Raw genomic sequence first — 24,437 nt, forward strand, 5'->3', positions numbered from 1 at the left:
GGCCGATGGGTTTGACCTGTAGTAGATGGTTATTGAAGCCGCCCTTTCGAACCGTTGAGGTTTGGAAGGGTGGTTTTTGTGTTGAGTGGGCTCGGGAAGGGGCCTAGTTGGCTTGAATGGTGTGGAGCTAAAAGGGAAAAGAAATACGAAAAAGAGTATTGACGTACCCGAATGGGTGTGCGATATTTGTATGCAGTAGGGGATAGTTAGGGAAGTAAAAGCGAAAGCGATTTCTAGGGGATTCGAGGGGAGGGGAATGATGCGACCTAATCAACCGCAAGGTCAGGAGCCGTCAAGGGGGCTGAATCAAGCACTGTCGGTGTCGCAGATATTAGACTTGATAACTCAATTCGAAGCTCTGTCTCGGTTAGTTGTGGAGAGCTTCGGTGATTTATCACCAGTTCATATGCGAGACGCCTATGCATTGATTGAGAGGGCTCGGAAGCGCCTAGCCATAGTTGACGCGGAGTACTTGGCGGCGCTTGCGCCGGAGATACCTTCATCGAATCACCGGAAAGTTGCCTGGCTGGCGGAAGAGTCTCATATTTCCCGTGCGGAGGCTCGTCAGCGAATTAGTTGTTTAGGGCGGCTCCGGAAGGAAGCGGAGCCTTTTTCGTCGAAAAGCGATGATGAAAGAATGCCTGCTCTGCGGGACAAGGTATCCGAAGGGGTCGTAGGGGCGGATGCGGTTCAAAAGATTGATAAAGCTGTCAAAGATCTCCCGAAGTCAGAACATGCGCGGGTGGCGCAGGCCTTGGATGAGCATGCCAGTGAGGTTGTGACACAGGTGCGTGTCGACGACTTGGGTGCGCTGTCACATCGACTGCGGGCGATGTTGGGATTGGATGACCCATATACGGATGAGGACAGACAGCGGCTGCGGGGAGTGAAGGTCGGGCCACAACGAGCCGACGGTATGAGTCGGTTGACGGGGCTGATTACGCCGCACTTCGCGGCGATGCTGAAGAGGTTGCAGGCTGACTACGGGCGGCCGGGTGGACTCTTGGAGGAAGGCGCTAAGGATGAGCGCGCTCCAGAGCAGCGGTTTCATGATGCACTTGAGGCTGCGGTCGATGCCGGTTTTGGGATAGGTGCGACCTTAAAGCCGGTGCGGGGCACCACGTCGGTTGTCACTGTCGCCCATATTTCGGATATCGCGAAAATAGCGGGCGTAAAGCTGCAAGGCGCGGATGGTTGGAAGCTGCCGGGGGCGGGGAAAGCAATCAGCGATGGTGGTGTGCGAATGTCAATCGCTGAGGCGATCGAGAAGGTTGTGGCCGGAAATTCATTCTTGCAGGTTTTGGGAGACAAGGGGCAGAGTCTGTTTCTTGGCCGAGCGCAGAGACTAGGGACGATGGCCCAGTACCTTGCGCTGTGCGGCGAGGAGGGCGGATCTTCCGCGCCGGGCAAAGCTACGCCACCGGCTATGTGCGATATGCATCATATTGAGTCCTGGGCGAGGGGCGGGGCAACGGACATTTCAAATCTGACATTTGTTGACCCCGGTACGCATCGAAAGATTGATGACAGTCGGTCGAATGACAAATCCTGGTGGACGTTGCGGCCGGATGAGTGTGAAGGGGAGCCTGTCGAAACGGAACGGGTGGTGTGGATTGAGCCAGGAAAAGACCGAAAGACGAATGATTCATCGGAAGGGGGCAACAGGAATTCGAATCAAGATTCAAACGCTTTTGATAACCCAGGACGTTGGTTGCGGCGAATACTTCGGCAAAAAGGGGCGAAGCGTAACCAAGGCGATAAGGATGACGCTGACCCCAACGGTGCGGGCGGGTGCGGTGCGGACGTGGATGACGAAGGGGGCGGGCGATAGTGAGGCGTAGGGGTAACGCTGGCGGGAGGTGAAGACTCTTCTGGGGGGCGAGTACAGCAGAAGCGCTCCGACCGTAGCGAAATCAGAGCGTTACGGCAGCGGAGCGGTGATGCTGAGTGAGTTCCCTGGATTGAACTGCAGGTTGGGGCTACTGGAAGTCCTGAATGATTTCGTCGATAAGGGGCTGTGCGGCCTCGGCATCAATATTCGCGAAAACAAACTCCTGGTAGATGCGGTTATCCTCGTCGATGACCATAACGAAAGGGGAGCCCTTGTTGACGCCGCTAAATGCGTGCTTGCCGGGTAGCTCGTATGGCACGTAGTTCTCGACGGACTCAGCCTTTTCATTAATCCGGCTGACAGTGGCCGGGTCCTCGGCCGTACTGAGCATCGCAGTGCCGCCGTCGCCAACAGCCATTACGCAGGTGAAGCCATGTACGCTCTCGCTGCCAAAAATGACGGGTTTAGAGTCATCCGACTCGACGCAGCTGCCAACCGCTTCCTTAACAGCATCAGGAGTGAAATTCTGGATTGACTCAGGCAGTGCAGAGGTGCCCATGAAACCCGCGGTGCTTCCAGGGGTCTCCGGCGATTCCGCAGCAGGGGAAGTGGAAGGGACAGTCGGCGCTGGCGCCGGTTCGGGGTTGCTTGAGCATGCGCCAATCAGGAAAAGCGAGCTGGCAGCAATAACAACGCCAGCAATCTGCGTGGACTTCAACAGTGAATGCATGCCAGTTATCGTAAGGCAGCTCATCTTTGGGAGTAAACTGCGCGAAAATTGAAGCAAGTCGATTGCGGATCAACTGTCACCAATGAACTTCCATAAAAGTTCCCATGCAACGTCATGCAGAAATACATGAAGCAGAGTGCTGGCTGGGGTAGCGGTGCCTTCGTAGGCGGTGGGATGCGGCTAGCCGGTGGTTCCCTTCTGAGTCAGAGTAGACTCAACCAACGTGATGAGTTTTCGACGCCGCCGCAAAGTAGTTCCCGCCCGCACTGAGGGAGAGTTGGATGCGATGCAAGCGGCCGGCGAGATCGTCGGTCGTGCATTGCTAGCCTGCCGAGATGCCGCTAAGCCAGGGGTGACCACGGCGGATCTCAATGAGATTGCGCATCAGGTCATTACCGATGCGGGTGCAACGCCATCTTTCCTTGGTTATGAAGGTTTCCCGGCATCTATCTGTGCATCCGTGAATGAAGTTATCGTCCATGGCATTCCGTCCTCGGCCACAGTTCTATCCGAAGGTGACCTGGTCTCGATTGACTGTGGCGCAATTTTGGACGGTTGGCACGGCGATTCGGCACTGACTTTCGGTGTCGGAAAGCTGAGTGAGGATGTCGAAAAACTAAACATCGCGACGTCGGAGGTCCTCGCCGAAGGTATTAAGGCCATGGTGCCGGGTGCTCGCCTCACCGATATTTCATATGCGCTTGAAACGGCCACCCGTGAGGCTGAACTGCGCCACGATATTGAACTCGGCATCGTCGATGGCTACGGCGGGCACGGCATCGGGCGCGAGATGCACATGGATCCCTTCCTCCCCAACGAAGGCAAAGCAGGCAAGGGCCCCCGCATCGTCGAAGGCTCCGTGTTGGCCATCGAACCGATGCTCATTCTCGGCGGCGAGTGGGGTAGTGATGAGCTTGACGACGGCTGGACGGTCGTCAGCGCCGATAGAATGCCGGCCTCCCATTGGGAGCACACAGTTGCCGCCACGGCGGACGGCCCCCGTATTTTGACTCCTCGATATGAATAACCTGTGCGTGAGGAGCCACGCGAAAGGTTAGAATGTTGCCACTTGAGACGCGATGGCCTCTGTCCCCGTGGGGTGAATCCGCCTGCCGTCGCTTGCAGGCGGCCCCAGAGTGGTCGTATTTGGTAAAAAACGCAGGTCGCGTGTAAAGTTGGGCGATGGTGTGGGCGCAGTTTCGCTGCAGTGATGATTATCCCTGCGCGCAACTGCTAAAACACCAGGCAGAGTAGAGATTTCCCAACTGGTGCCGGGATTGTCCCGGGTATCCGCCAGAGAGACGTGGAGGACATGGCTAAAAAGGAAGGCGCAATTGAGGTTGAGGGTCGCGTCGTCGAGCCCTTGCCGAACGCGATGTTCCGAGTGGAGCTGGACAACGGGCACAAGGTGCTCGCCCATATCAGTGGCAAGATGCGCCAGCACTACATCCGTATTCTCCCGGAAGACCGAGTCGTAGTGGAGCTTTCTCCGTACGATCTCGAGCGTGGGCGAATCGTCTACCGCTACAAGTAAATCGACCTGACCACTGTTGGTAGTGGTTATGGGCTTATTTACTAACTAGACAGAAACTCCACCGTCCTAGCTGCTTCTGGTGACGGCCGCGTGATGTTGAGACCTGGTGTCTCAGCAGTTCGGCGCGGCGGTTCTTTATGAAAGCTTTTCCACAGAAGTAAGCGAGAATACCTCCGGCAACGGTGGCTGGAGCCTTTCTATAACACTTGCGCGACTCGGCGTCCGACCGAGTAAGCCGGGTCTGGGAAGGATGGCAGTGGAGTAAACCACCGCATCAACCGGAAGGAAATTGCCGTATGGCACGCCTTGCTGGAGTTGACCTGCCACGCAACAAGCGTATGGAGGTCGCTCTTACCTACATCTATGGCATCGGCCCCGCCCGTGCCAATGAGCTGCTGGAGAAGACCGGCATCTCTCCGGATCTGCGCACCGACGCTCTCACCGATGAGCAGGTTGCTGCGCTGCGTGACGTGATTGAAGCTACCTGGAAGGTCGAGGGTGACCTCCGCCGCCAGGTTCAGGCTGATATCCGCCGCAAGATTGAGATTGGTTCCTACCAGGGTCTGCGCCACCGTCGTGGCCTGCCAGTCCGTGGTCAGCGCACCAAGACCAACGCTCGTACGCGTAAGGGTCCGAAGAAGACGATCGCCGGAAAGAAGAAGTAAAACATGGCAGCTCCGAAGTCCGCACGCGGCCGTCGTACCGGCCGTCGCGTTGTAAAGAAGAACGTGGCTCAGGGCCACGCATACATCAAGTCCACCTTCAACAACACCATCGTGTCCATCACGGACCCGAAGGGCGCTGTTATCTCGTGGGCCTCCTCTGGTCACGTCGGTTTCAAGGGCTCTCGTAAGTCCACTCCGTTCGCTGCTCAGATGGCCGCCGAGAACGCTGCTCGTAAGGCCATGGAGCACGGTATGAAGAAGGTTGACGTTTTCGTTAAGGGTCCGGGTTCGGGCCGCGAAACCGCCATCCGTTCCCTCCAGGCCGCTGGCCTTGAGGTGTCCTCGATCTCGGATGTGACCCCTCAGCCGCACAACGGCTGCCGTCCGCCGAAGCGTCGTCGCGTCTAGGAATAGGGTAAGGAGAGAACAGAAATGGCCCGTTATACCGGTCCCGCAACCCGTAAGTCCCGTCGTCTCCGCGTCGACCTCGTCGGTGGCGACATGAACTTTGAGCGTCGTCCCTACCCTCCGGGGCAGGCTGGCCGCGCTCGTATCAAGGAGTCGGAGTACCTGCTCCAGCTCCAGGAGAAGCAGAAGGCACGTTTCACCTACGGCGTGATGGAGAAGCAGTTCCGTCGCTACTACGCCGAGGCTCACCGTCGTCCGGGCAAGACTGGCGATAACCTCGTCGTCCTGCTGGAGTCGCGTCTCGACAACGTTGTCTACCGCGCTGGTCTGGCTCGTACCCGTCGCCAGGCTCGTCAGCTGGTTTCCCACGGCCACTTCACCGTTAACGGTAAGAAGATTAACGTGCCGTCCTTCCAGGTAAGCCAGTACGACATCATCGACGTGCGCCCGAAGTCGCAGAAGATGATTTGGTTCGAAGAGGCACAGGAGAACCTGGTCGACGCTGTCGTCCCGGCATGGCTTCAGGTTGTTCCTGAGTCCCTGCGCATCCTCGTGCACCAGACCCCGGAACGCGCACAGATCGACATTCCGCTTCAGGAACAGCTGATCGTCGAGTTCTACTCGAAGTAATAACCAACTTCGCTTGCATCCATTCATTCCCTATGGCGTCATATAGCGGTCGCCACCTGGAGGATTTTCGAAAATGCTCATTTCCCAGCGCCCAACGCTGACTGAGGACTACATTGATTCCTCTCGCTCCCGGTTCGTTATCGAGCCGCTGGAGCCGGGTTTCGGTTACACCCTCGGTAACTCCCTTCGTCGTACGTTGCTGTCGTCCATTCCGGGCGCTGCAGTCACCAGCATCCGCATTGACGGTGTGCTGCACGAGTTCACCACTATCCCGGGCGTGAAGGAAGATGTCTCCGACATCATCCTGAACATCAAGGGTCTGGTGCTCTCGAGCGAGTTCGATGAGCCGGCTACCGTTTACCTGCGTCGCGAAGGTGCAGGCGCGGTGACCGCTGCAGACATTGAGTGCCCAGCAGGTGTGGAGATTCATAACCCGGATCACCACATTGCTACTCTCAATGATTCCGGTCGCTTGGATATTGAGATGATCGTTGAGCGTGGTCGTGGCTACGTGCCGGCGACCCCGAACTCCGGTGGCGAAATCGGCCGCATTCCGATGGACCAGATTTACTCGCCAGTTCTGAAGGTCAGCTACAAGGTGGAGGCTACTCGTGTTGAGCAGCGCACCGACTTCGACAAGCTGATCATCGATGTCGAGACCAAGAACTCGATCACCGCCCGCGACGCAATGGCGTCGGCAGGCAAGACTCTGGTTGAGCTGTTCGGTCTGGCACGTGAGCTGAACGAGGCTGCTGAGGGCATCGAGATTGGCCCGAGCCCGCGCGAGGCTGAGGATGTCGCTGCGTACCAGACTCCGATTGAGGATCTGGACTTCTCTATGCGCTCCTACAACTGCCTCAAGCGTGAGGAGATCCACACTGTCGGTGAGCTCGCTGCTCGTACCGAGTCGGATCTGCTGGATATCCGCAACTTCGGTGACAAGTCCATCAATGAGGTCAAGGAGAAGCTCGCTGAGCTTGGCCTCGCTCTGAAGGATTCCCCGAACAACTTCGACCCGGCTGCTGTCGCTGATTTGGACGCTGCCTCGGGCGATGACGCTGACTGGACTGATGGCGCAAGCGCTGGCTACGACGAGTAGTTCACCGACGCGACTTCATTAAAACGAGGAGATACCTATGCCTACCCCTAAGCAGGGTTCCCGTCTCGGCGGCTCCGCTTCGCACCAGAAGAAGATTCTGGCCAACCTCGCGAAGCAGCTCATCGAGCACGGCAAAATTAAGACCACCGACACCAAGGCCAAGCTGCTGCGTCCGTACGTTGAGAAGCTGATCACCAAGGCAAAGCGCGGCACTCTCGCAGATCGCCGCAACGTTGCAAAGCTGCTTAACGACAACTACGCAGTTAAGAAGCTGTTCGACGAGATCGGTCCGCAGTTCGCTGATCGCGACGGCGGCTACACCCGCATCATCAAGCTGGGTAACCGCAAGGGCGACAATGCCCCGATTTCTCTGATCGCTCTGGTTGAGGAAGAGACCGCAACTGCTGAGGCAACTCGCGCAACTCGCGCCGCTGCTTCCAAGCAGGCTGAAGAGGCAAAGGCCGAAGAGGCTGAGGCTACTGAGGCTGAGGCTGCAGAGGAGGAGTAATTCCCCTCGCCGACGGCTTCTGGCCTTCACAGCTTTGAACCCCCGTTGAGCAGTTCATATCTGAACGCTCTCCCGGGGGTTCTTTGTGCTTAACGACGGTGCATAGCGCCCGTCCCCAGTTCTGCCTCCGGTTACACCGACGGATTACGCACCAACATTGAGAGCTATACGGAGACCCTGCGGTGGAAACTGCTGATTCTCTAATCCGGGGTCCCGGCTACAATCTGTTAACCGTGACATCACTTACTCCAACGACTCCGGATGCCCCGTGCGATTCTCCCGATCGTGCCGCTATGGGGAGCACCGACTCCGACCTGGTTCGGTTGCGTTTTGACATTGCTTATGACGGGACAGATTTCCACGGTTGGGCTGCTCAGCGCGATAAGCCCACGGGAGAACCGGTGCGGACTGTGCAGGCGACGTTGGAATCCACTCTGGAGAAGGTGTTGCGCACTCCAGTGCAACTGACTGTGGCCGGTCGTACAGATGCTGGTGTCCATGCCTCCGGGCAGGTGGCTCACGCAGATGTTCCTGTCTCCTGTTTAGACACACGTTCTATCGCAGGGGATCCGGGTAATTTGGTTCGTCGTGTAGCGCGACTATTGCCCGCGGACGTGACGCTTAGGGGCACCTCGTTTGCGCCCCCGGGTTTCGATGCCCGTTTTTCCGCGTTACGTCGGCACTATGTCTACCGTGTCACTAGTTGCGTCAGTGGCCCGCTTCCTACCCGTGCTCGCGATACGGCCCACTGGCGGCGGTCAGTGGACATCAACCGCATGCAGGTGGCGGCTGATGCCCTACTGGGGCTCAATGACTTTGCCGCTTTTTGCCGACACAAGCCGCATGCGACGACCACTAGAGATTTACAGCAGTTCCAGTGGTTCGACGTATCTACGCGGGAAGAACCAGAGCTGTACGAGGCCCATGTGACTGCCGACGCGTTCTGCTGGTCTATGGTGCGCTCACTGGTTGGGGCCTGCCTTAGTGTCGGTGAGGGGCGACGTGCGGTTGGATTCACTGAACAGTTGTTGAGTGAAGGGAAGCGTTCCCCGTTGGTCCCGGTGGCAGAGGCGCGTGGGCTCAGCCTGGTAGGTGTTGATTACCCCGGCGATGCTGATTTGGCGGCCAGGGCGGAGCAGACCCGCGAGCGTCGTGATGCCCGGACAGATGGGGACGAGGCTTAAATGTACAAGCTCTCGGTAATATTCCCTGAAGAAAGTGACCGTAGGAGGAGTGTTCGGTAGTGGTGTGGGCAATTGTTAGCTTGGTTGCGCTGCTCGTAATCCCCGGCGCTGTTGTAGTGAGAGCCAGCGGCGTTCGTACTCCGTGGGCGCTGGCCCTCGGTCCTGCGGTGACGTTTGGTATCGCAGGTACCGCAGGGTGGGCGCTCGGCGCTATCGAAGTGCGCTTCACCTTGGTCAGTGCGTCTATCTGCTGGGCCGTGACACTACTTCTCGCGCTTTGCTGGAGTGGCGGCAGCGCTTTGATTCGGCGGCGGCGCGGTAGTGTCGATCGCTCAGTGTCGGCCGAGACGCAGCCGCCCGCCGCAAGTCGATGGCGCGAGTTGGGCTATGGGCTAATCGCAAGTATCGGAGTCATCATCGCAGCGGCGGTTCTCACGTGGACCGCTATCGGCCGCATCGCTTCAATGTCCGAGGGGATGGCGACCATCCAGCAAGGCTGGGACACACTCTGGCATGCAAGTGTGCTCCGTTCGATTACGGAAGACGGCATGGCCTCGGCCACTAGAATGGGCGAGATTCAGAATGTGGAAACTCAGGCGGTGTCCTACTATCCCGCCGCATGGCATGCGTTCGGTGCGCTTTGGATATTGATTGTCCGTCTACCAATCACCGAGGCGGTCAATTACCTCGGCATTATCATTCCGGCCGTGACCATACCCACGGCGGCTGCGGCGCTGACCTGGCGAATTATTGATCGCCGAAAGCTGTCCACCGCCGTTGCTGCGGGGGTTGCGGCGCTTGTTTCCGCAGCGCTTCCGGTATTGATGCCCGTCGGGGTCTTCGTGGGGGCCTGGCCGTACCAGGTCTCGATTGCGCTAGCGATTACCGTTTTTGCCTTTGTTACGTCGCTCCCACACGCACCTCAGCGCATCTTGAGCGCTGCGCTTTCGATAATCGGTATCGGAGAGCTCCATCCGGCATCGGTGCCTACAGTCGTTATGCTCGGTGCAATTTGGTGGTTGTGCTACCGCCTGCCGCGTCCCGCGCATCCTGAACTGGGTGCGGTTCGCGCCAAGCTTTACGACGTCGCGGTGATTGCAGCCGCCTTTGTGCCAGCAGTGGCAGTACTACTGCCGCAGTGGCTTACGGGAACTTCTCAGACCGAGGATGTGCGCGCGGTTAGCGCTGAAGTAGACGACCTCGATCGTTTCGATGCGTGGTATCGAGGCGCCACAATGCTGACCCGCCACACTGAGGAATTCCGGCCGTTCTGGCCAATCATCATCCTCGGTTTCATCGGGATGGCGTTTTTGGTTTTCGCGGATACTTCGCGCCGACGGGTGTGGGTAGTACCGGCCTGGTTTGTTTCGGTGTTGATGACGACCCACGCGCTCAATCATTTTGGTGGCGTGCCGGGCGATATTCTCGCGCTGTATACGGATCTTCACTATTCGACGCCTCACCGGTTGGTGATGGTCACCGCGTACCTGTATTCCGCGCTTGCGGGTATCGCCGTTGCGTGGGGCTGCGCGTGGGCGGCTCGAATTAGTGAGTCAAAAGTGCCATCGACGGGGCGGGTTCTGGGGTTGAGCTTAGCGACGGTGAGCTCTGCTGTACTTGTGGTCTATGGAGTGGCGTCTAATGCTAGCGCTGCGGATTTCGCCTACAAGAGCCCTAGGGAATGGCAAATCATTTCCAAGGCTGACTTAAAGGCATTTGATTGGTTGGCCGAGCAGCCGGAGGCACATAAGTACCGCACGCTTACGAATCCGCCGGAGGGGTCCAGCTGGATGTACGCTCGCAATGATCTGCCGGTAGTGTTCCCGCACTATGATTGGCCAGTGGCGAATAAGTGGACTGCTACCTCAATGCTGTATTGGCACGCTGATTACCTCGGTTTTCCAGACCTCGATCGGCCGGATGGGGTGAACGATGTCGATCGCTCAGCCCGAAAGCTGAACGTGGGATTCATCTATTTGTCACCCCCGGGTATTTGGGATTCCAAGGAGGATTTAGAGTTTCCTGGTGAAGGGCTCTGGGTAGCTCCAGGGGTAACCCCTGTTTATCGAGATAGGGAAGTAACTATCTTCGCCTTCAATGATGTGATTACGCCAGAACGCATCGACGAGATGCGAGCTAGTTCTCCGGAAGTAATTCCTCCCTCGGCTACTAGGGGATGGAGCGATGGTCGGGTAGGTTAGGACACCATGCGGATGAATAAATTTATGGCAACGATCGCAGCCGGTGTGATGATGACTTTCGCGCTGGCCGGATGTGGAGACGACGAGCCGGCTAAGCCGGAAGTCTCGAATCGCTCCGTCAGTTCTTCCGCAAAGACTAAATCCTCGACTCCGCCGAAACCGACTGAGGAGTCGACGACACCGACAGAATCAGAGACGCCGACGGAAACTCCTGCAATCACCCAGGTCAATGATGCGGATTACACCCCGGCGGACGGCCCAAATACTCGACTCTTTCAGTTGGAGGATGGCACGACACGTTGTTTCCTCAACGATTTGAGCGGTGACGCCTACTTGGCCTGTCAGGTGAATCTTGCCAATCCTCCGATGGTCGATGACGGCACGGGGAACGAGGTTCCCGCCAATGCTGTGTCCTGGAACCCGGGGGGAGTTACTTACGAGGTCCTTACGTTCCCGCCGGCGGGTGAGATGAAGACGCTGCCAGCGAATTCTCAGTTGAGCGCATTCGGTTACAACTGCGCGGCCTATGGCCCGTCTACTCTGGAGTGCTCGGGACCAGCGGGCGCTGCCACTATCGACAATGGCAATGTCACTGGTGCACAGATGCCGAAGGAGGATGTGCCTCCTGCAGCAGGCGGTCAGCCGGGTGGCCAAGAAAATGGCGCTCCGAATGACCCGGCGCAGCAGGGGGAGCCTGACGGCTCCCAGGCGCCGGGCGGTCTGCCAGATTTGGGTGCGTTGATTCCGGGACTAAACCGCTAGTTGCCCGCATAGCTAGTGGCTGCAATTCATCGGTAGTGCGGGCGGTAGATAGCGTCCAGGTGAATTCGCCCATCGCCAGTCGAGGGCACGAAGCTGGCATTTCCGCTGCTGCTGCCGTGGGCGAACCTGTACGACTGACCTCGATGATTCTCGCGATTCCAGTACACAGGTCGGGCTCATACTCTTCGACAACAACCACATCGACGGTGTCGTCTCCAGCTCGAGCGAGAAGTACTGCGCCCAGATCAAGGGCCACAGTATAGAAATGTGGACGGGACGTGCGAATCCCGACTCGATAGCCGAGCGAGAGCATTCCGATGAGCAGCTCACAAATGTCCTGATTGCCGCAGTCGACCTCCAATCGGGGGACGTTCGCGGGACACATTGTGATGGTTTGTCCACTGCTCCCGGCTCCTATGACCTGCGCCGGACCATTAGTGATAGCGATGTCACGTTGTCGGCTTAACCACAGGTGCGGTTTGCGTCCCAACGCCGCCACATGATGAGAGCGTCCAGTGCGGCGCAGCTGCACGATCTCCGCAGAGCTCTCAGTCAGAGCACATTCCGGTGCCGTCAATCGCCGTGCGCGAATACCAAGGGTTCCCAGCCGGTGGATGAGGAAGCGTAGGGCTTGGTCAGCGGAGGCTTCCACCGGAAGAGTTGCCACCAGATGTGTCCAGGGTTCAGGGGCTGTGCCGGAGCGCTCGGCTGCTCGGAAGTAGCGGTGCGCATGCTCTCCGCGGACTTCCGGCGCAATGTGATAAAAGCACAGCGCATCCAGGGTCACTGGGCTGTCGTCGGCAAGCGAGACGATATCCGCAGCGCTTAGCTGGCTTCGCAGGCCTGGTGTGAGACGTAGTCCGATGAGTTGTCCTGGTTCGGTGCGTCGCAGGCGGTCACGAAGGCTGCGGCCGCGCACAGGGACATGCGCGCCTGCAGTGATGGTTATTGCTGTAATGAGTAGCCACAATGACAATGGCATGTGAAAATCCCCCCAATATGTTCCCCACTAAAATTCCCCTGGTCGCACAGTAGCGCGGCCTGGCTTACTCTGCAGGGTAGAGATTATTTGGGGGAATAGTTTTGGGGGGAAACTCATGCCACGTACGCCGACTACGCCTAGCCAGGTCAGCGGTCATCGATTCTTGATTCGTCGGATTGAGCACGCGCTTGTGCGTGCGGATTCGCGAATGCTGCACGATCCTCTGCGCACGCGTACGCGAGCACTGTTTATCGGCTGTGCGCTGGTGGTTTTACTGGCCGCCGGCACTGCGGTGCTGTCGTTGGTGCGGCCGCAGGGCGGTTCGAGCTCCAATGAGCAGCTGATTGTCGTATCGGGGTCGGAGGGCCTGCATGTACGTGTCAATGGTCGATTGCATCCAGTCGCGAATCTCGCATCGGCGCGGTTAATTTTGGGCAATCCTGCTGAGCCGAAGCGGGTGCGCAGTAGCGAGTTGGACAAAGAGGACATCAGTTTTGCTGTCGGGATTGAGGGCGCACCAGCAGTTCCGGCCGCGCCGGCAGGCTCTGGTGCCTCGGGAGCTGCCAAGAGGGGCAGTGCAGGTGCGCCGGAGTTGGCACTGTCTTTATGCGAGCGGACGGTGCAAGACCTCGGGCAACCGTGGATTGTTGCAGAGTCACTTGCGCGTCTTGAGGAAGTACGTGGGGAACCGCAGCAGCTTACCCGGACCCACTCGGACAGTGCCGTTGTTGCCGATGGCCAAAACCTCTGGCTGATTACGCAGGGCTACCGCTCGCGGTTGGATATCAACCACCCGGAGCACGCCGCTGTTTCTCGAGCGCTGGGGTTGGAGCGCTCCGCAGTCCGGCCTGTCACCCCTGCATTGCTCAGAACGATTCCGGAGGTTCCGATTCTGGCCGCGCCAGCAATCCCGAACCGCGGCGCACCCACGCACTTCGCCGCTCCATTCGACACAGTCGGCAATGTGGTCGAGATCGGGCAGCGGCGCGTTATCGTGCTTGACGACGGTGCCGCGATTCTCTCCCCGGTGCTAGGAGAGCTATTAGCTGCGCATAGTCCAGTTCTGCAGGCCAGTGAGGGGCAGCTGGCGGCAGTTCCCGTTGCGAATGCGCCAGTAGTCCCGGGACTACCTGAAAAGCCGTTGACGTTTGCCGATGCTGATGGCTGGCTGTGTACCGGCCGGATAGCAGGACGGCCGCAAGCTCTCGTGCAGTGGTCGCAGCATGCTCCGGAGGGGCGGCACGTGGATTACCCGCATGCCGACGGTTCGGGTGTGGCCGTCGACGGTTTCGTGGATGGTCGCAGCCGTGAGCGCAGCTCGATCGCAGTAAGCGTAAATGGGGCTGTACACGTCATTTCGCCAGAGGGGATGCGCTTTGCTGTGCACGATCGCACGACGTTGGCTGCCCTCGGGTTTAATGCATCAACCAATGCCGATAGCGGTGGCACGCGACCAGTGGACTGGGAAGTGCTGGCCGCGCTGCGTGGAGGCCCTGAGCTGAGTAAGCAGGCGGCGCTAGGGCCGCTGTCTGGGACGCGAGAGCAGCCAGGCACCTAGGCCCAGCGCGCATATCAGGAGCAAACCAGTCGCCCGGAGCGGTGCATTGCGCTCCTGCGAAGAAAGCAGATCCGGCGGAGCCGGTGCGGCAGCGGGGTTGGCTGCGTGCTGCGCAGCGGTGTCTACGGTGGTCCAAATCAGAGCGTCATAAGGTGCAATGATGCCGCGACCAAGGCCGAGCCCGGAACTAATTGGGCTCGCGGAATTAAGGATGATGTCGCGAACCTGTGCTGGGGAAAGCTCTGGGTTTCGTGCCAGCAGTAGGGCAGCTGTGCCCGACACGGTTGGCGTGGCAAAGCTGGTGCCGGCAATCTGTTGATCTCGGGTGTTATCCCCGGACCCGAGCACGTGGCGGTCTATGAGACCGGTGGGGGTGCGCGGATCGGGACCGAGTACGGGGCCGCCGGGAGCGGAGACATTGACCCATTGTCCCGTGATTGCATACTCCGCGGGTTGTGCTTGGCCGGCATCGTCGAACTGTACTGCTGATACTGCGATTACCTCCGGCAGAACTGCGGGCCACGCTACGGATCCGTCCTGACAGCTATCGCCCTTATTGCCTGCCGCTGCGACCACTACTGCGCCTGAGACTTCCGCGCGTGCGACGCTCTCAGCAACATCTGTTGCACCTTGGGGCATTACGCCTGCCGGGGCACACGATGTGAGCGAGATATTGATGACCCGCGCGCCCTCCGCGACGGCCCTGTCGATAGCTTGTGCCAGCGACTCCAAATTGCCTTCGCCATCGGCTGTTTGTCTTATCGACAACACGTGCGCGTCGGGCGCCAGTCCGGCGAAACCATCGGCACCGGGCCGGCCTGCAATAATGCCAGCTACTAGAGTTCCGTGACCGTCGCAGTCTACGAACCCGCTGTTGCCGTCGACAAAATCGCCACCGTCGAGAACCTCGCCTAGGCGCTCATTGGGTGAGACCCCGGTATCGATTACCGCCACCGTAATCCCCGCACCCGTCGTCAGTTGCCATGCTTGGCGAAACCGAAGCGCTTTTTCGATCACCGTCGGTTCATGCAGTGCGCTTTCCGACGACAGCATCGTGGCCACGCAGTCCTGGCTGTTCTGGGCAGCCGCTATTGGTGCGATGCCCGACGGTGCTACTGCGGTGGCCGCCGTCAACGTCGAGATAAGCACTGTGGAAAGTGCGGCCGTGGCGGTGAGACGAGTTTTTATGGCATTCATGAAAAGTGGGTTTTTCACTGGAAGAACCCACTTACGAACTCAGGGAATTCGGCAATGATGGCCGCAATGGGCAAAATAACGGCGATACTGCAGGCCTCGGTTAGCTCAGCTATGCGGCGCGTTGTAGGTGAGATGCGTGACGCGGGAAATGCGGCTAAGGCGGTGGCTGCAAGCATTGGGGCGACAAGGCCAGCGGAGACTGGCCAATTACCCTCGAACCACTGTTGAAAAGCGACGGCCACAATGACGGCAAGACCAGCTAAAGCAGTGCAGGTGGAAGCTACTTTCCGGGCTTGGCCACGGGAGTGAATTGCACAAAAGACTATGACAGCAGCAGCCATGCCCAGAGGCCACCACCTGTTCCCATAGGCTCCGGAGAAAAGTACCACCAGGGTGAAGATGCTGAGACTTCCGGTGCCACTGCAGAGGATGCCATCGAGAATCCACCCCGCTCGCTTAGGTGCGTTGTGGGATATTTCGGGAGTTTCGCTGTCATCGAAGCTCTCGCCGGCGGCAGGGACTTTGGGTACGCGAATACCGGCAGCCTTGATAGCGATGGAAGGTGCCAGCAGTATCAGGATGACTGCACTAGCAGCGGTGAGCGCTCCTGATTGAACCGAGTTGTGGAAAAGTGCGACAGCCGCAGCGTAAATACCGAAGGTAACTGCAGCACTGAGACTCGCCGCGCCCAGGGTAACGGTGATGCGGTTGTCGCCGTCGCCGGTGTTGGAAATGAGAAAAATCAAACCGATGACGGCAAGCGCGACACTAATCGCAGCAGTCGGCGGCCAGTCGGTGAGTATGCGGTGTAGGTCGAGGCCAACGAAGCAGAGTCCCGAAGCGGTGCCCAGAATGAGCACTTGCAGCTCCAGGGACATGACAATCGCCGGTTTTGCGCTACGCAACAGCGCCAGGCGCAGTCCACCGGCTACTGCCAGCAGCGCGATGAAGCTGATTGCCGCGGCCAGTGTGGAATCGGTACTGCTCAAGCTCAGTGAGGCAGCTGCGATTGAAGCCGTGGCCACGAGGGCGGCGGTACAGCCAACAACCAAATCAGCCGTCCCGATACCGTCGGTATAGGTGGTGTCGGTAATAGCATCGGCGGCATCGAAGAGTCGAGGTTTGGGCACGGGACCTGGGTCGTTGATAACAACCAGGCGTTCGCCTGGTGCAATACCGGCATCGTTCAGGGTGTCGTCGGCAAGCAAAATCGTGCCAGTGGCGGTCCGTAGCTGCCACTGTGCCAGCGGGAAGTCCGCAATGTCGATATCGAAAATTTGCAGGATATCCGGTACAAGTGCGGCGATTGCGACGTTGGTCGGTAACGCAAGGTCTGCGTGTGCTCGGTTGGTGTCTTCGGGCATGTGTGCGGCATCAATGCGCACGCGAATGAGTTCCCCCAGCATGTATTTCCCCCATGAATTCTGCATGCTTTAGTCCCTCTAGAGTGGCGTACAACTCGTTAGAGCGCTACTCGGGGTAGTAACTGCGCGTGCCCCCGCTATCAGTTTCGGCCATGCGCTGCGAGAATCCGGAGTGTGTTTTAAGCTATGTGCACACCGATTGGTCGGGGGATTGGCCGTCGAGTGAACACAAGGGGCGACACATAGCGGGGGGATTTTTGTGACTAGTGCACGGGCGGGGATTTCGGCTACCCGAAAAGCGGGGCCACAGCCTATGACGGGCACAATCGCGCCGGATGCGCCACCGGAAGCGCCGGAGCCACAGCCGGTGCCGCTGATGCGTGCACTCATGCCGTTGATCATGGTCGTGGCGGTGGTTGGCATGGTGGTGTTGATGTTTGTCTCTGGGATGGGACGTAACCCGATGTCGTTTATGTTTCCGCTGATGATGGTGTTTTCCACTGTGGGCATGATGGTGTCGGGCGGGGCGGGAAATAAGGACATGGCACCGGCGCGAAAGGACTATCAGAGGCATTTGTCCAGTATTCGCCGGGCGGTGGCGAAAGCAGCGAGGATGCAGCGTGAATCGGCGCAGTTTATCCACCCTCGGCCTGGAACTCTGTGGCAGCTGGGGGCGATGGGGCGGGCGTGCGAACGCCGAAAGGGGGACCCGGATTTCTTGCAGCTGCGCATCGGGGTGGCAACGCAGCAGCCCGCAACGCCTGTGACACCGCCGGCAATTCCGGCGCCCGAGAAACTGGATCCGGTTTCCGCCGTAGCACTGCGGGAAGTTATTCGATCGGCTCGTCAGGTTGAGGGAGTGCCCTTTGCCATAGATGTGTCGGCCTTTGAGATCATCGCCCTCACTGGAGATACCGCGGCGCAGGGGCTGGCTCGAGCGATGGTCGCCCAAGCCGCTGCGTTGCATCATCCGGAGGATTGCCTGATTGCAGTTGTGGGAGATGGGTGGGAATGGCTGAAATGGACACCACACCACGGACACCCCGCAGTTACTGATGCCTGTGGCTCAGCGCGGTTGCGGGCAGCGACGTGTGCGCAGCTGACGGAGCTGCTCACGGCTATCGACACACTGCCAGCTGCAGTGCTGATTGTGCTGGCGGATTCGAGCGGACAGCTCGATGTCACTGAACTGACACCGATTTTTGACGCGGCGGGGTCGGAGACCTCGGTAGTTCTGCTGACCGTCGTGGAAGCGCAGTCAACGTTGTGGGAGGCCGCGGTTAACCATGGCATCGCGCTGGTCGTTTCCACTACTGCTGTGCATGCGGAAACCGCGTCCGGAAGGGAGGAGATTGGTGTACCTGATCAGCTGAGTCCAGCAGAAGCGGAGGTTCTTGGGCGGAGCTTGGCGCGTTTTGAAGTGCCAATAAGCGCAGATGATTCTGTTAAGACCTCGGAAGATCCGGTTATGGAGGAGCTCGGGTTGTATCCGCCTCCGACAACTCTGCGCTACCGACCGCGCTCTGGCAGTGCTCGTCTGCGTATTCCCGTTGGGGCTGATGACGGCGGCGCGCCGGTCTATCTGGATTTTAAGGAGAGCGCCGAGGGCGGCATGGGGCCACACGGTCTGTGCGTTGGTGCCACAGGATCGGGTAAGTCGGAATTCCTCCGAACGACCGTGGTAGGGCTCGCAGCCACGCACAGTCCGGATCAGTTGAACTTTGTGCTGGTGGACTTCAAAGGCGGTGCGACGTTTCTGGGACTGGATCAATTGCCTCATGTCTCGGCGGTGATTACCAACTTGGAGCAGGAGCTTATCCTGGTCAACCGCATGGAAGACGCACTGCGCGGTGAGATGACGCGGCGCCAAGAGCAGCTACGTGCTGCGGGGAATTTCGCCGGTGTCAGTGACTATGAACAGGCCCGGCGCGCTGGACAGATAGATGCGCCACCTATGCCCGCGTTGCTGATTGTGGTGGATGAGTTTTCGGAGCTGCTCTCCGCACGCCCGGAGTTTGCCGAGCTTTTCGTTGCGATTGGTCGGTTGGGGCGCAGTTTGCACATGCATTTGCTGCTGGCCAGTCAGCGTCTGGAGGAAGGCCGCTTACGCGGACTGGAAAGCCATCTTTCCTATCGCATTGGGTTGAAGACCTTTTCCGTCGCGGAGTCCCGCAGCGTGCTGGGCGTTCCGGACGCCTATCATCTGCCGGCCATCCCGGGCATCGGATATATCAAATCTGCTGCCGCCGAGCCGGTGCGGTTTCGGTCGGCGTATGTTTCCGGCCCGGTGGTCCGTCCGCAGCCTATTGACGGTGCGACGGCTGGGGCAGAGCAGGGGCTGCAGGGCCAGGCCGCAGCTGTCGCTGAATTTACCGCTGAAAATTGGACGCGGGAGGCTTTCGGTGCGTCGTCAAGCGATGGTGGAATGGCCGATCCGCCTGTGCAGACATCGGAGCAGACGGTGCTCGGTGCCGTGGTGGCAGCGGTGTCGCACGTATCGACACGTGCGCATCGGGTGTGGCTGCCACCATTGCCGGAGGCCATCGAGCTTCAGCCCGACGAACAGCTGCCGCGACAGCGATTGACCGGTGTGATTGGGCTGGTGGACAAGCCGCTGTTTCAGCGTCAGGACCCACTGCGTATTGACCTGCGCACGACCGGCGGGCACATGGCAATCGTCGGAGCGCCGCGGTCAGGAAAGACCACTGCCGCACGCACAGCGATCCTCGCGCTTGCCGACGGCATCAGCGCCCGTGACCTGCATTTTTATATCGTTGACTGTGGCGCGGGCGGCTTGAGCGACCTGGCCGAGTTGCCGCATGTCGCGTCGGTTGCACACCGCGGAGACGAGGAGCTTATTCGCCGTACGATTGGTTTTTTGCGTCGTGAGGTAAGTCGTCGGGAACAGCTCTTTCGCACTAATGGATGGCTCTCTCCGGAAGCAGCACGGGCGGCAGGACAGCCGGATTCGGTGTTGGTCATTGACGGCTGGGGTGCGTTCAAAACGGAGTTTCCGGCGCTGAGTGACGATGTGCAGGCGCTGGTTGCAGATGGATTGGCGGTGGGAATTCATGTCCTGCTCACGGCCTATCGCTGGACGGACATGAGACCTGCCGTTCGCGACCTGATTGGTACTCGGATTGAGCTGCGGCAGGCGGAGTCGATGGATTCAATGATTGATCGTAAGGCGGCGGAGCTGGTGCCGGAGAGCCCAGGACGTGGGGTCGCGCCGGGCGGCTTTTCGATGTTGGTAGCTCTCACCGGTGCTGCGGACACCAAGCGGATTGTAGAGACGGTGCCACACGGTGAGCAGGCGCCCAAGCTCCAGTTGTTGCCGCGGCGGATTGATATTGCGCGTTTGCCGCGACCAGCGGCCGCGACGAGAGGTGCGATTGCAGTGGGTCTCGAAGAAGCCGGTCTGGGCGCGGTGATATTCCACCCCGAAAAGGATCGCCACCTACTGATATTCGGTTCGGCGGGCAGTGGCAGAACCGCCGCGCTGAGGGGCATCGTTCACCAGCTGCGGTACTCGCAGTCGGACTCGAAATTCGTCGTGATTGACTACCGTCGTGGGCTAATGGAGGCCGTGCCCCAAGAGCGGCTGGCCGGCTATGCAGGCTCGGCTGCGGCGGCGACGCCCATGCTGGCAGAGCTGGCAGAGGTACTGAAGGCTCGTCTCCCGCAACCGGATATCACTCCAGCGCAGTTGAAGGCCCGAAATTGGTGGAGTGGTCCAACCATCAATGTCATCGTGGATGACTATGACCTCGTGGCTGGCTCACGGGGTAACCCCTTGCAGCCGCTGGCAGAAGTCATCGCTCACGCCGCCGACATTGGGCTCAATATCTTTTTCGCCCGTCGAATCAGCGGGGCGTTGCGTTCCCTCCACGACCCGGTCATGGGTGCGGTTAAGGATCAGGGCGCCAGCGTCTTTGTTATGGATGGCACACGCGACGACGGCCCCATCCTCGGCGTAAAGCCCTGCGAGCAGCCGCCGGGCCGTGGCTATTGGGTGGCGCACGGCCAGAGTCCACAGATTGTGCAGTTGGGTTGGTTGGATACCGCTGGTGACCAGGAGGACAGTTGATGATTCGGGTCGAATCTTCTTCCACCACCCAGACCCCGACGCTGCGCCACGGCACCTGGCACCTGTGGGGACTCGCGGCACCTGCAGACACCGCAGAACTGGCGGTGCATGGCCCTAGACCGCTTCTCGAGAGCATGCAAACAGTCATTGTGCCCAGCTATTGGGGTGCTGTGCGACAGTGCCGGCTGGCCTCCGCGCTATTGGCTACCGAACTCAATCCGTACATCCTGACGCTTGCCGACGCCGTTGTGGAACTCGATGAGGCAACTGTGTCTCATAGCGTGTTGGTGGAAGTAGAGGAAACGCGTGTCTGTGTCACTCGTCTGAGCGGGGGCCACATTGCCAGTCGGATGACACATTTGGTCGGAGCGAACGACAGCGCACCATTGGTGGAAACAGTCATTGCGCTGGCTTATCAGCTGACCATGTATCCGGATGCGCCCCAGGGGATACCCGATGATGTGGAAGTTAGTGGTGGGCGCGGTATCACTGAGTATCCGCCCCGCTGGCAGGAGGATATTGAGTTCATCGTCGGCGAAGTTCCACCCGGGCTAGCGAACCCGCGGCGAGCTCTACTAGTCGATCGTCTGCGCGACCGTGGATTTTTAGTCTTCGACTGCCCAGCATCGCGGCTCGGGGAGTGCGTAAATCCGGCCTGGTTGAAAAACATCGGCGACGCTGAAGCCGGTGAAGTGGAGCCGTCGGAGGATTTCGCGGGGCGGCGTCCTGCAGCCAGGGCAGAAGTCAGCTCAGCGTCGAATCAAAGCACAGTTGTGTCAGTAGCTGCCGTTGGTTTGTTGACGGTGGTGGTTCTGATTGTTGGGATTGCTGCATGGCTCATTAGTGGCGGCATAGTTAGGGAGAACGAAGGGAGACAGAAGCAGCGTGAGACATCGCACGCACAGGCTCCTCCTGTAACTACGCCTCCTGTAACGACGCCTCCATCCACATCGAAACCAGGTCCCGATTCTGCTCCCGTAGTCAAACTGACCAATGCGGGCGTGGAAGCTCGGTTTCCCGGCGGGTGGGAGCTTGACTCGGCAAGTCCGTTAGACCGTCTGATTGCGGTGGATGGCGGAGATATGCGCGTCTTGGTGCTCGCTAGCCCGCTTTCGCAGGACATGGCGCTTGAACATCTAGCCGCCGCTTTGAGCAGCTCCGTTGCCGGGGATGAGACAAAGTCCGCGCCGGAACGCAGACAAGTACTGGGCACCGATGTCGTAGTCGTCGAGGAGCGGCTGCCGTCAGGTAATTCGATAGTGCTCTGGCATCACAAAGTGATGGACGGAACTCAAGTCAGTGTGGGGTGCCAGTTCAGAGGAAGGACTATTGCGCCGGTACGACCCGTATGCGACCAGGCAGTAGTAAGCGCTCGGCCGGTGCCGTAATACGCAAGGGGCGTAGAGAAGGTGACCAGGGGATGGGCGGGGGGGGTAGGCAGGGGTAAAGGTTGGAAAACCAAAATGGAACCGAATCGGGGTTTTTCGCGCCAAACAATATGACGGGTTTTTAACGCGGGAAGCTGGCTGGCTCGCGCGGGGAGGTAAAAATGCCGTCGTTAATCAGTCACTCAACACGAATAAGGGGGAAACAGTGGCAAACCTATTTGCAGCCGAATCAGATCAAATGACCACTACCGCGGGGGACGTCGATGGCGTCAACTCGGAAGTACAGGGCGAGCTGGGTCGCATTCGAGGCGTCGTGGACGGTCTGGCGGGGGAATGGAAGGGCCAGGCTAAAGACAGCTTCGATGATCTGATGCTTCGTTGGGATGACGCAGCTATGCGTCTATCCAATGCGCTGACGGATATCGCGGATAACATCCGCGCAAATTCCAGCAGCTTCGATGCGGGCGAGGACGAGGGGGCGTCGTCGTTCAAGCAGGTGGCAGCAGCGGGTGCGTCGTTGCTGAACCTCTAAACGTTTTATCGAATCGCACAACCACAACACTGAATCACACAACACACATCACCTTTTGGGGAAAGGGTTCTTAATGCAACCAATTAGGTACAGTTTTGGCGGCATCGACGGTGCTGCCGATGACATTCGGTCCACTTCTGGCACCATCAACGGGCTGCTCGGAGATTTGAAGAAGCGCATCGCGCCGATGGTCTCTACGTGGGAGGGTGACTCTTCGGATTCTTACCAGGAGGCTCAGCGTGAATGGGACACAGCAGCGGAGGAGCTCAATATGATTCTCACGACTATCGCGGATACGGTCAGCGCAGGTAGCCAGCGAATGGCGGATATTAACCGCCGCGCGGCAGCTAGCTGGGGATAGCTTGGTTCCTGCTTGAGGCACTTTTGATTGAGCTATGTAACCGGGGGAGGGGAGGACATTGCTCAATTGAGATCTTCAGTTAGGTATCTGCCTTTGAAGTATTCTTGCTAGCAGCACTCCAGGGGGGAAAGGCCAGTCTCAGCAGTTTGCGGCTGAGACTGGCTTTGGCATTTTTTGTTCTAGTGCCATCTCAAGGTAGAGTAGTCAAACTGTGTGCGCACACGTGAATGTTGCCTCGGGTCTCCACCGGCCGCCGGGGAATAACAACAGTGTGCACGGTGGCTGGCAAATCTACACGGACCCTAAAAGGAGTCATGTTGTCTACTTTCCATCCGAAGGACGGTGACATCGAGCGCAAGTGGTACGTCATCGACGCTACCGACGTTGTTCTCGGCCGTCTGGCTACTCACGCCGCAGACTTGCTGCGCGGTAAGGGCAAGGCTTACTTCGCCCCTAACGTCGACTGCGGTGACCACGTCATCATCATCAACGCCGATAAGGTGCACGTCTCCTCGAACAAGCGGGAACGTGAGATGCGCTACCGCCACTCGGGCTTCCCGGGCGGCCTGAAGTCGATGACCCTGGGTCGTTCCCTCGAGGTTCACCCGGAGCGTGTTATCGCTGAGGCTATTGAGGGCATGATGCCGCACAACAAGCTTTCGCGTGCGTCCATCAAGAAGCTGCACGTCTTCGCCGGTTCCGAGCACCCGTTCGCCGGTCAGAAGCCTGAAAACTACGAGATCAAGGCGGTGGCACAGTGACCAACCCACAGGACGTCAATGAGAACCAGAACGTAGAGGCCACCGAGGCTTCCTACGATGATGTTCAGGCTGCCGCTGCTGCTGCCACTGAAGAGTTCACCTCTTCCATCGGCGACGCAGTTGCTACCGAGACCGAGGCTGAGGCTGCTCCGGCTGCACCGCTGACCCTGGATCGTCCGATTCAGACTGTCGGTCGTCGTAAGCGCGCTGTCGCCCGCGTCGTTCTGACCGCTGGTTCCGGCAAGATTGTCTGCAACGGCCGCGAGCTCGAGGATTACTTCCCGAACAAGCTGCACCAGCAGGAGATCAAGGATCCGCTGGTCCTGGTCGAGCGCGAGAGCCAGTTCGACATCAAGGCCAACATCAACGGTGGTGGCCCGTCCGGTCAGGCCGGTGCTCTGCGCCTGGCTATTGCTCGTGCCCTGAACGAGTTCAACCCGGAGGAGCGCAGCGTTCTCAAGAAGGCTGGCTTCCTCACCCGCGACGCTCGTGCTGTCGAGCGCAAGAAGGCTGGTCTGCACAAGGCCCGTCGCGCACCGCAGTACTCCAAGCGTTAAGCTTTACTGCTTCGAAAAGCACCTCAGTTTGCGTATTACACGCAAGCCGAGGTGCTTTTTTGGGTTAAAGTCCGCCGTTACCAGGCATGGCTGCATTT

At 59.0% G+C, this 24,437-nt stretch carries 21 protein-coding genes; 17 read left to right on the top strand and 4 right to left on the bottom strand.

Translation table 11 applies throughout. From position 1 onward, the window contains the following. The first annotated feature begins 406 nt into the window (after positions 1 to 406). Positions 407 to 1,831, top strand: coding sequence for an HNH endonuclease signature motif containing protein (locus tag CRD18_RS09490; protein ID WP_242458705.1), 1,425 nt, complete (start codon positions 407 to 409; stop codon positions 1,829 to 1,831). Positions 1,832 to 1,979: 148 nt separating this feature from the next. On the opposite strand, the gene CRD18_RS09495 is transcribed toward CRD18_RS09490, so the two are convergent. Beyond that, a complete protein-coding gene (locus CRD18_RS09495) occupies positions 1,980 to 2,561 on the bottom strand; it encodes a hypothetical protein (RefSeq protein ID WP_187406682.1) in 582 nt (193 codons plus the stop codon). A 226-nt stretch (positions 2,562 to 2,787) separates the two neighbouring features. Between CRD18_RS09495 and map the strand changes: the two genes are divergently transcribed. From map to CRD18_RS09540, 9 genes are all read left to right on the top strand, one after another. Further along, entirely contained in the window at positions 2,788 to 3,588 is an 801-nt protein-coding gene (gene map / locus CRD18_RS09500; RefSeq protein ID WP_016422076.1) for a type I methionyl aminopeptidase, read from the top strand. A 285-nt stretch (positions 3,589 to 3,873) separates the two neighbouring features. Beyond that, positions 3,874 to 4,095 (top strand): translation initiation factor IF-1, encoded by a 222-nt coding sequence (gene infA / locus CRD18_RS09505; RefSeq protein ID WP_016422077.1) that lies wholly within the window; start codon positions 3,874 to 3,876, stop codon positions 4,093 to 4,095. A gap of 296 nt (positions 4,096 to 4,391) precedes the next feature. Next, a complete protein-coding gene (rpsM, locus tag CRD18_RS09510; RefSeq protein WP_005509836.1) occupies positions 4,392 to 4,760 on the top strand; it encodes a 30S ribosomal protein S13 in 369 nt (122 codons plus the stop codon). Between the two features lie 3 nt (positions 4,761 to 4,763). Next, on the top strand, positions 4,764 to 5,168 hold the full coding sequence (rpsK, locus tag CRD18_RS09515; protein WP_016422078.1) for a 30S ribosomal protein S11: 405 nt from the start codon (positions 4,764 to 4,766) through the stop codon (positions 5,166 to 5,168). A gap of 24 nt (positions 5,169 to 5,192) precedes the next feature. After that, positions 5,193 to 5,798, top strand: a complete 606-nt coding sequence (gene rpsD, locus CRD18_RS09520; RefSeq protein WP_005509964.1) for a 30S ribosomal protein S4 — start codon at positions 5,193 to 5,195, stop codon at positions 5,796 to 5,798. A 73-nt stretch (positions 5,799 to 5,871) separates the two neighbouring features. Then, entirely contained in the window at positions 5,872 to 6,897 is a 1,026-nt protein-coding gene (locus CRD18_RS09525) for a DNA-directed RNA polymerase subunit alpha (RefSeq protein WP_016422079.1), read from the top strand. Positions 6,898 to 6,934: 37 nt separating this feature from the next. After that, a complete protein-coding gene (gene rplQ / locus CRD18_RS09530) occupies positions 6,935 to 7,405 on the top strand; it encodes a 50S ribosomal protein L17 (protein WP_016422080.1) in 471 nt (156 codons plus the stop codon). Positions 7,406 to 7,698: 293 nt separating this feature from the next. Further along, the gene (locus CRD18_RS09535; protein WP_187406703.1) at positions 7,699 to 8,589 is read left to right on the top strand and encodes a tRNA pseudouridine(38-40) synthase TruA; all 891 of its coding nucleotides are present in this window, start codon (positions 7,699 to 7,701) and stop codon (positions 8,587 to 8,589) included. A gap of 59 nt (positions 8,590 to 8,648) precedes the next feature. After that, positions 8,649 to 10,790, top strand: a complete 2,142-nt coding sequence (locus CRD18_RS09540; protein ID WP_187406683.1) for a DUF6541 family protein — start codon at positions 8,649 to 8,651, stop codon at positions 10,788 to 10,790. A gap of 589 nt (positions 10,791 to 11,379) precedes the next feature. On the opposite strand, the gene CRD18_RS09545 is transcribed toward CRD18_RS09540, so the two are convergent. After that, complete coding sequence (locus CRD18_RS09545; RefSeq protein ID WP_187406684.1) at positions 11,380 to 12,534, bottom strand: hypothetical protein; 1,155 nt, start codon at positions 12,532 to 12,534, stop codon at positions 11,380 to 11,382. 115 nt (positions 12,535 to 12,649) lie between these two features. Here CRD18_RS09545 and eccB point away from each other — a divergent pair, with 115 nt between their 5' ends. After that, positions 12,650 to 14,092, top strand: coding sequence for a type VII secretion protein EccB (gene eccB / locus CRD18_RS09550; protein ID WP_187406685.1), 1,443 nt, complete (start codon positions 12,650 to 12,652; stop codon positions 14,090 to 14,092). Here the strand turns inward: eccB and mycP are convergent. Together mycP and eccD are read right to left on the bottom strand one after the other, a co-directional pair. Then, entirely contained in the window at positions 14,051 to 15,289 is a 1,239-nt protein-coding gene (gene mycP, locus CRD18_RS09555) for a type VII secretion-associated serine protease mycosin (protein WP_222867607.1), read from the bottom strand. The two genes, eccB and mycP, sit on opposite strands and share 42 nt — an antisense overlap. Positions 15,290 to 15,303: 14 nt before the next feature. Further along, positions 15,304 to 16,719: a type VII secretion integral membrane protein EccD gene (gene eccD / locus CRD18_RS09560; RefSeq protein ID WP_224784273.1), complete on the bottom strand. Its 1,416-nt coding sequence runs from the start codon at positions 16,717 to 16,719 to the stop codon at positions 15,304 to 15,306. Between the two features lie 247 nt (positions 16,720 to 16,966). Here eccD and eccCa point away from each other — a divergent pair, with 247 nt between their 5' ends. From eccCa to rpsI, 6 genes are all read left to right on the top strand, one after another. After that, positions 16,967 to 20,740 (top strand): type VII secretion protein EccCa, encoded by a 3,774-nt coding sequence (gene eccCa, locus CRD18_RS09565; protein WP_187406686.1) that lies wholly within the window; start codon positions 16,967 to 16,969, stop codon positions 20,738 to 20,740. After that, entirely contained in the window at positions 20,740 to 22,128 is a 1,389-nt protein-coding gene (locus CRD18_RS09570; RefSeq protein WP_048731494.1) for a type VII secretion-associated protein, read from the top strand. Before eccCa ends, CRD18_RS09570 begins: the two co-directional genes overlap by 1 nt. A 205-nt stretch (positions 22,129 to 22,333) precedes the next feature. Then, on the top strand, positions 22,334 to 22,660 hold the full coding sequence (locus tag CRD18_RS09575) for a WXG100 family type VII secretion target (protein ID WP_005510029.1): 327 nt from the start codon (positions 22,334 to 22,336) through the stop codon (positions 22,658 to 22,660). 73 nt (positions 22,661 to 22,733) lie between these two features. Beyond that, positions 22,734 to 23,021, top strand: a complete 288-nt coding sequence (locus CRD18_RS09580; protein WP_016422090.1) for a WXG100 family type VII secretion target — start codon at positions 22,734 to 22,736, stop codon at positions 23,019 to 23,021. A gap of 317 nt (positions 23,022 to 23,338) precedes the next feature. Next, complete coding sequence (gene rplM / locus CRD18_RS09585) at positions 23,339 to 23,782, top strand: 50S ribosomal protein L13 (protein WP_005509852.1); 444 nt, start codon at positions 23,339 to 23,341, stop codon at positions 23,780 to 23,782. Next, positions 23,779 to 24,339, top strand: coding sequence for a 30S ribosomal protein S9 (gene rpsI, locus CRD18_RS09590; protein ID WP_016422091.1), 561 nt, complete (start codon positions 23,779 to 23,781; stop codon positions 24,337 to 24,339). The genes rplM and rpsI overlap by 4 nt, the downstream gene beginning before the upstream one ends. Positions 24,340 to 24,437: the final 98 nt, after the last annotated feature.

It is taken from the genome of Corynebacterium sp. LK31 (assembly GCF_014335015.1).
GTDB lineage: Bacteria > Actinomycetota > Actinomycetes > Mycobacteriales > Mycobacteriaceae > Corynebacterium > Corynebacterium jeikeium_D.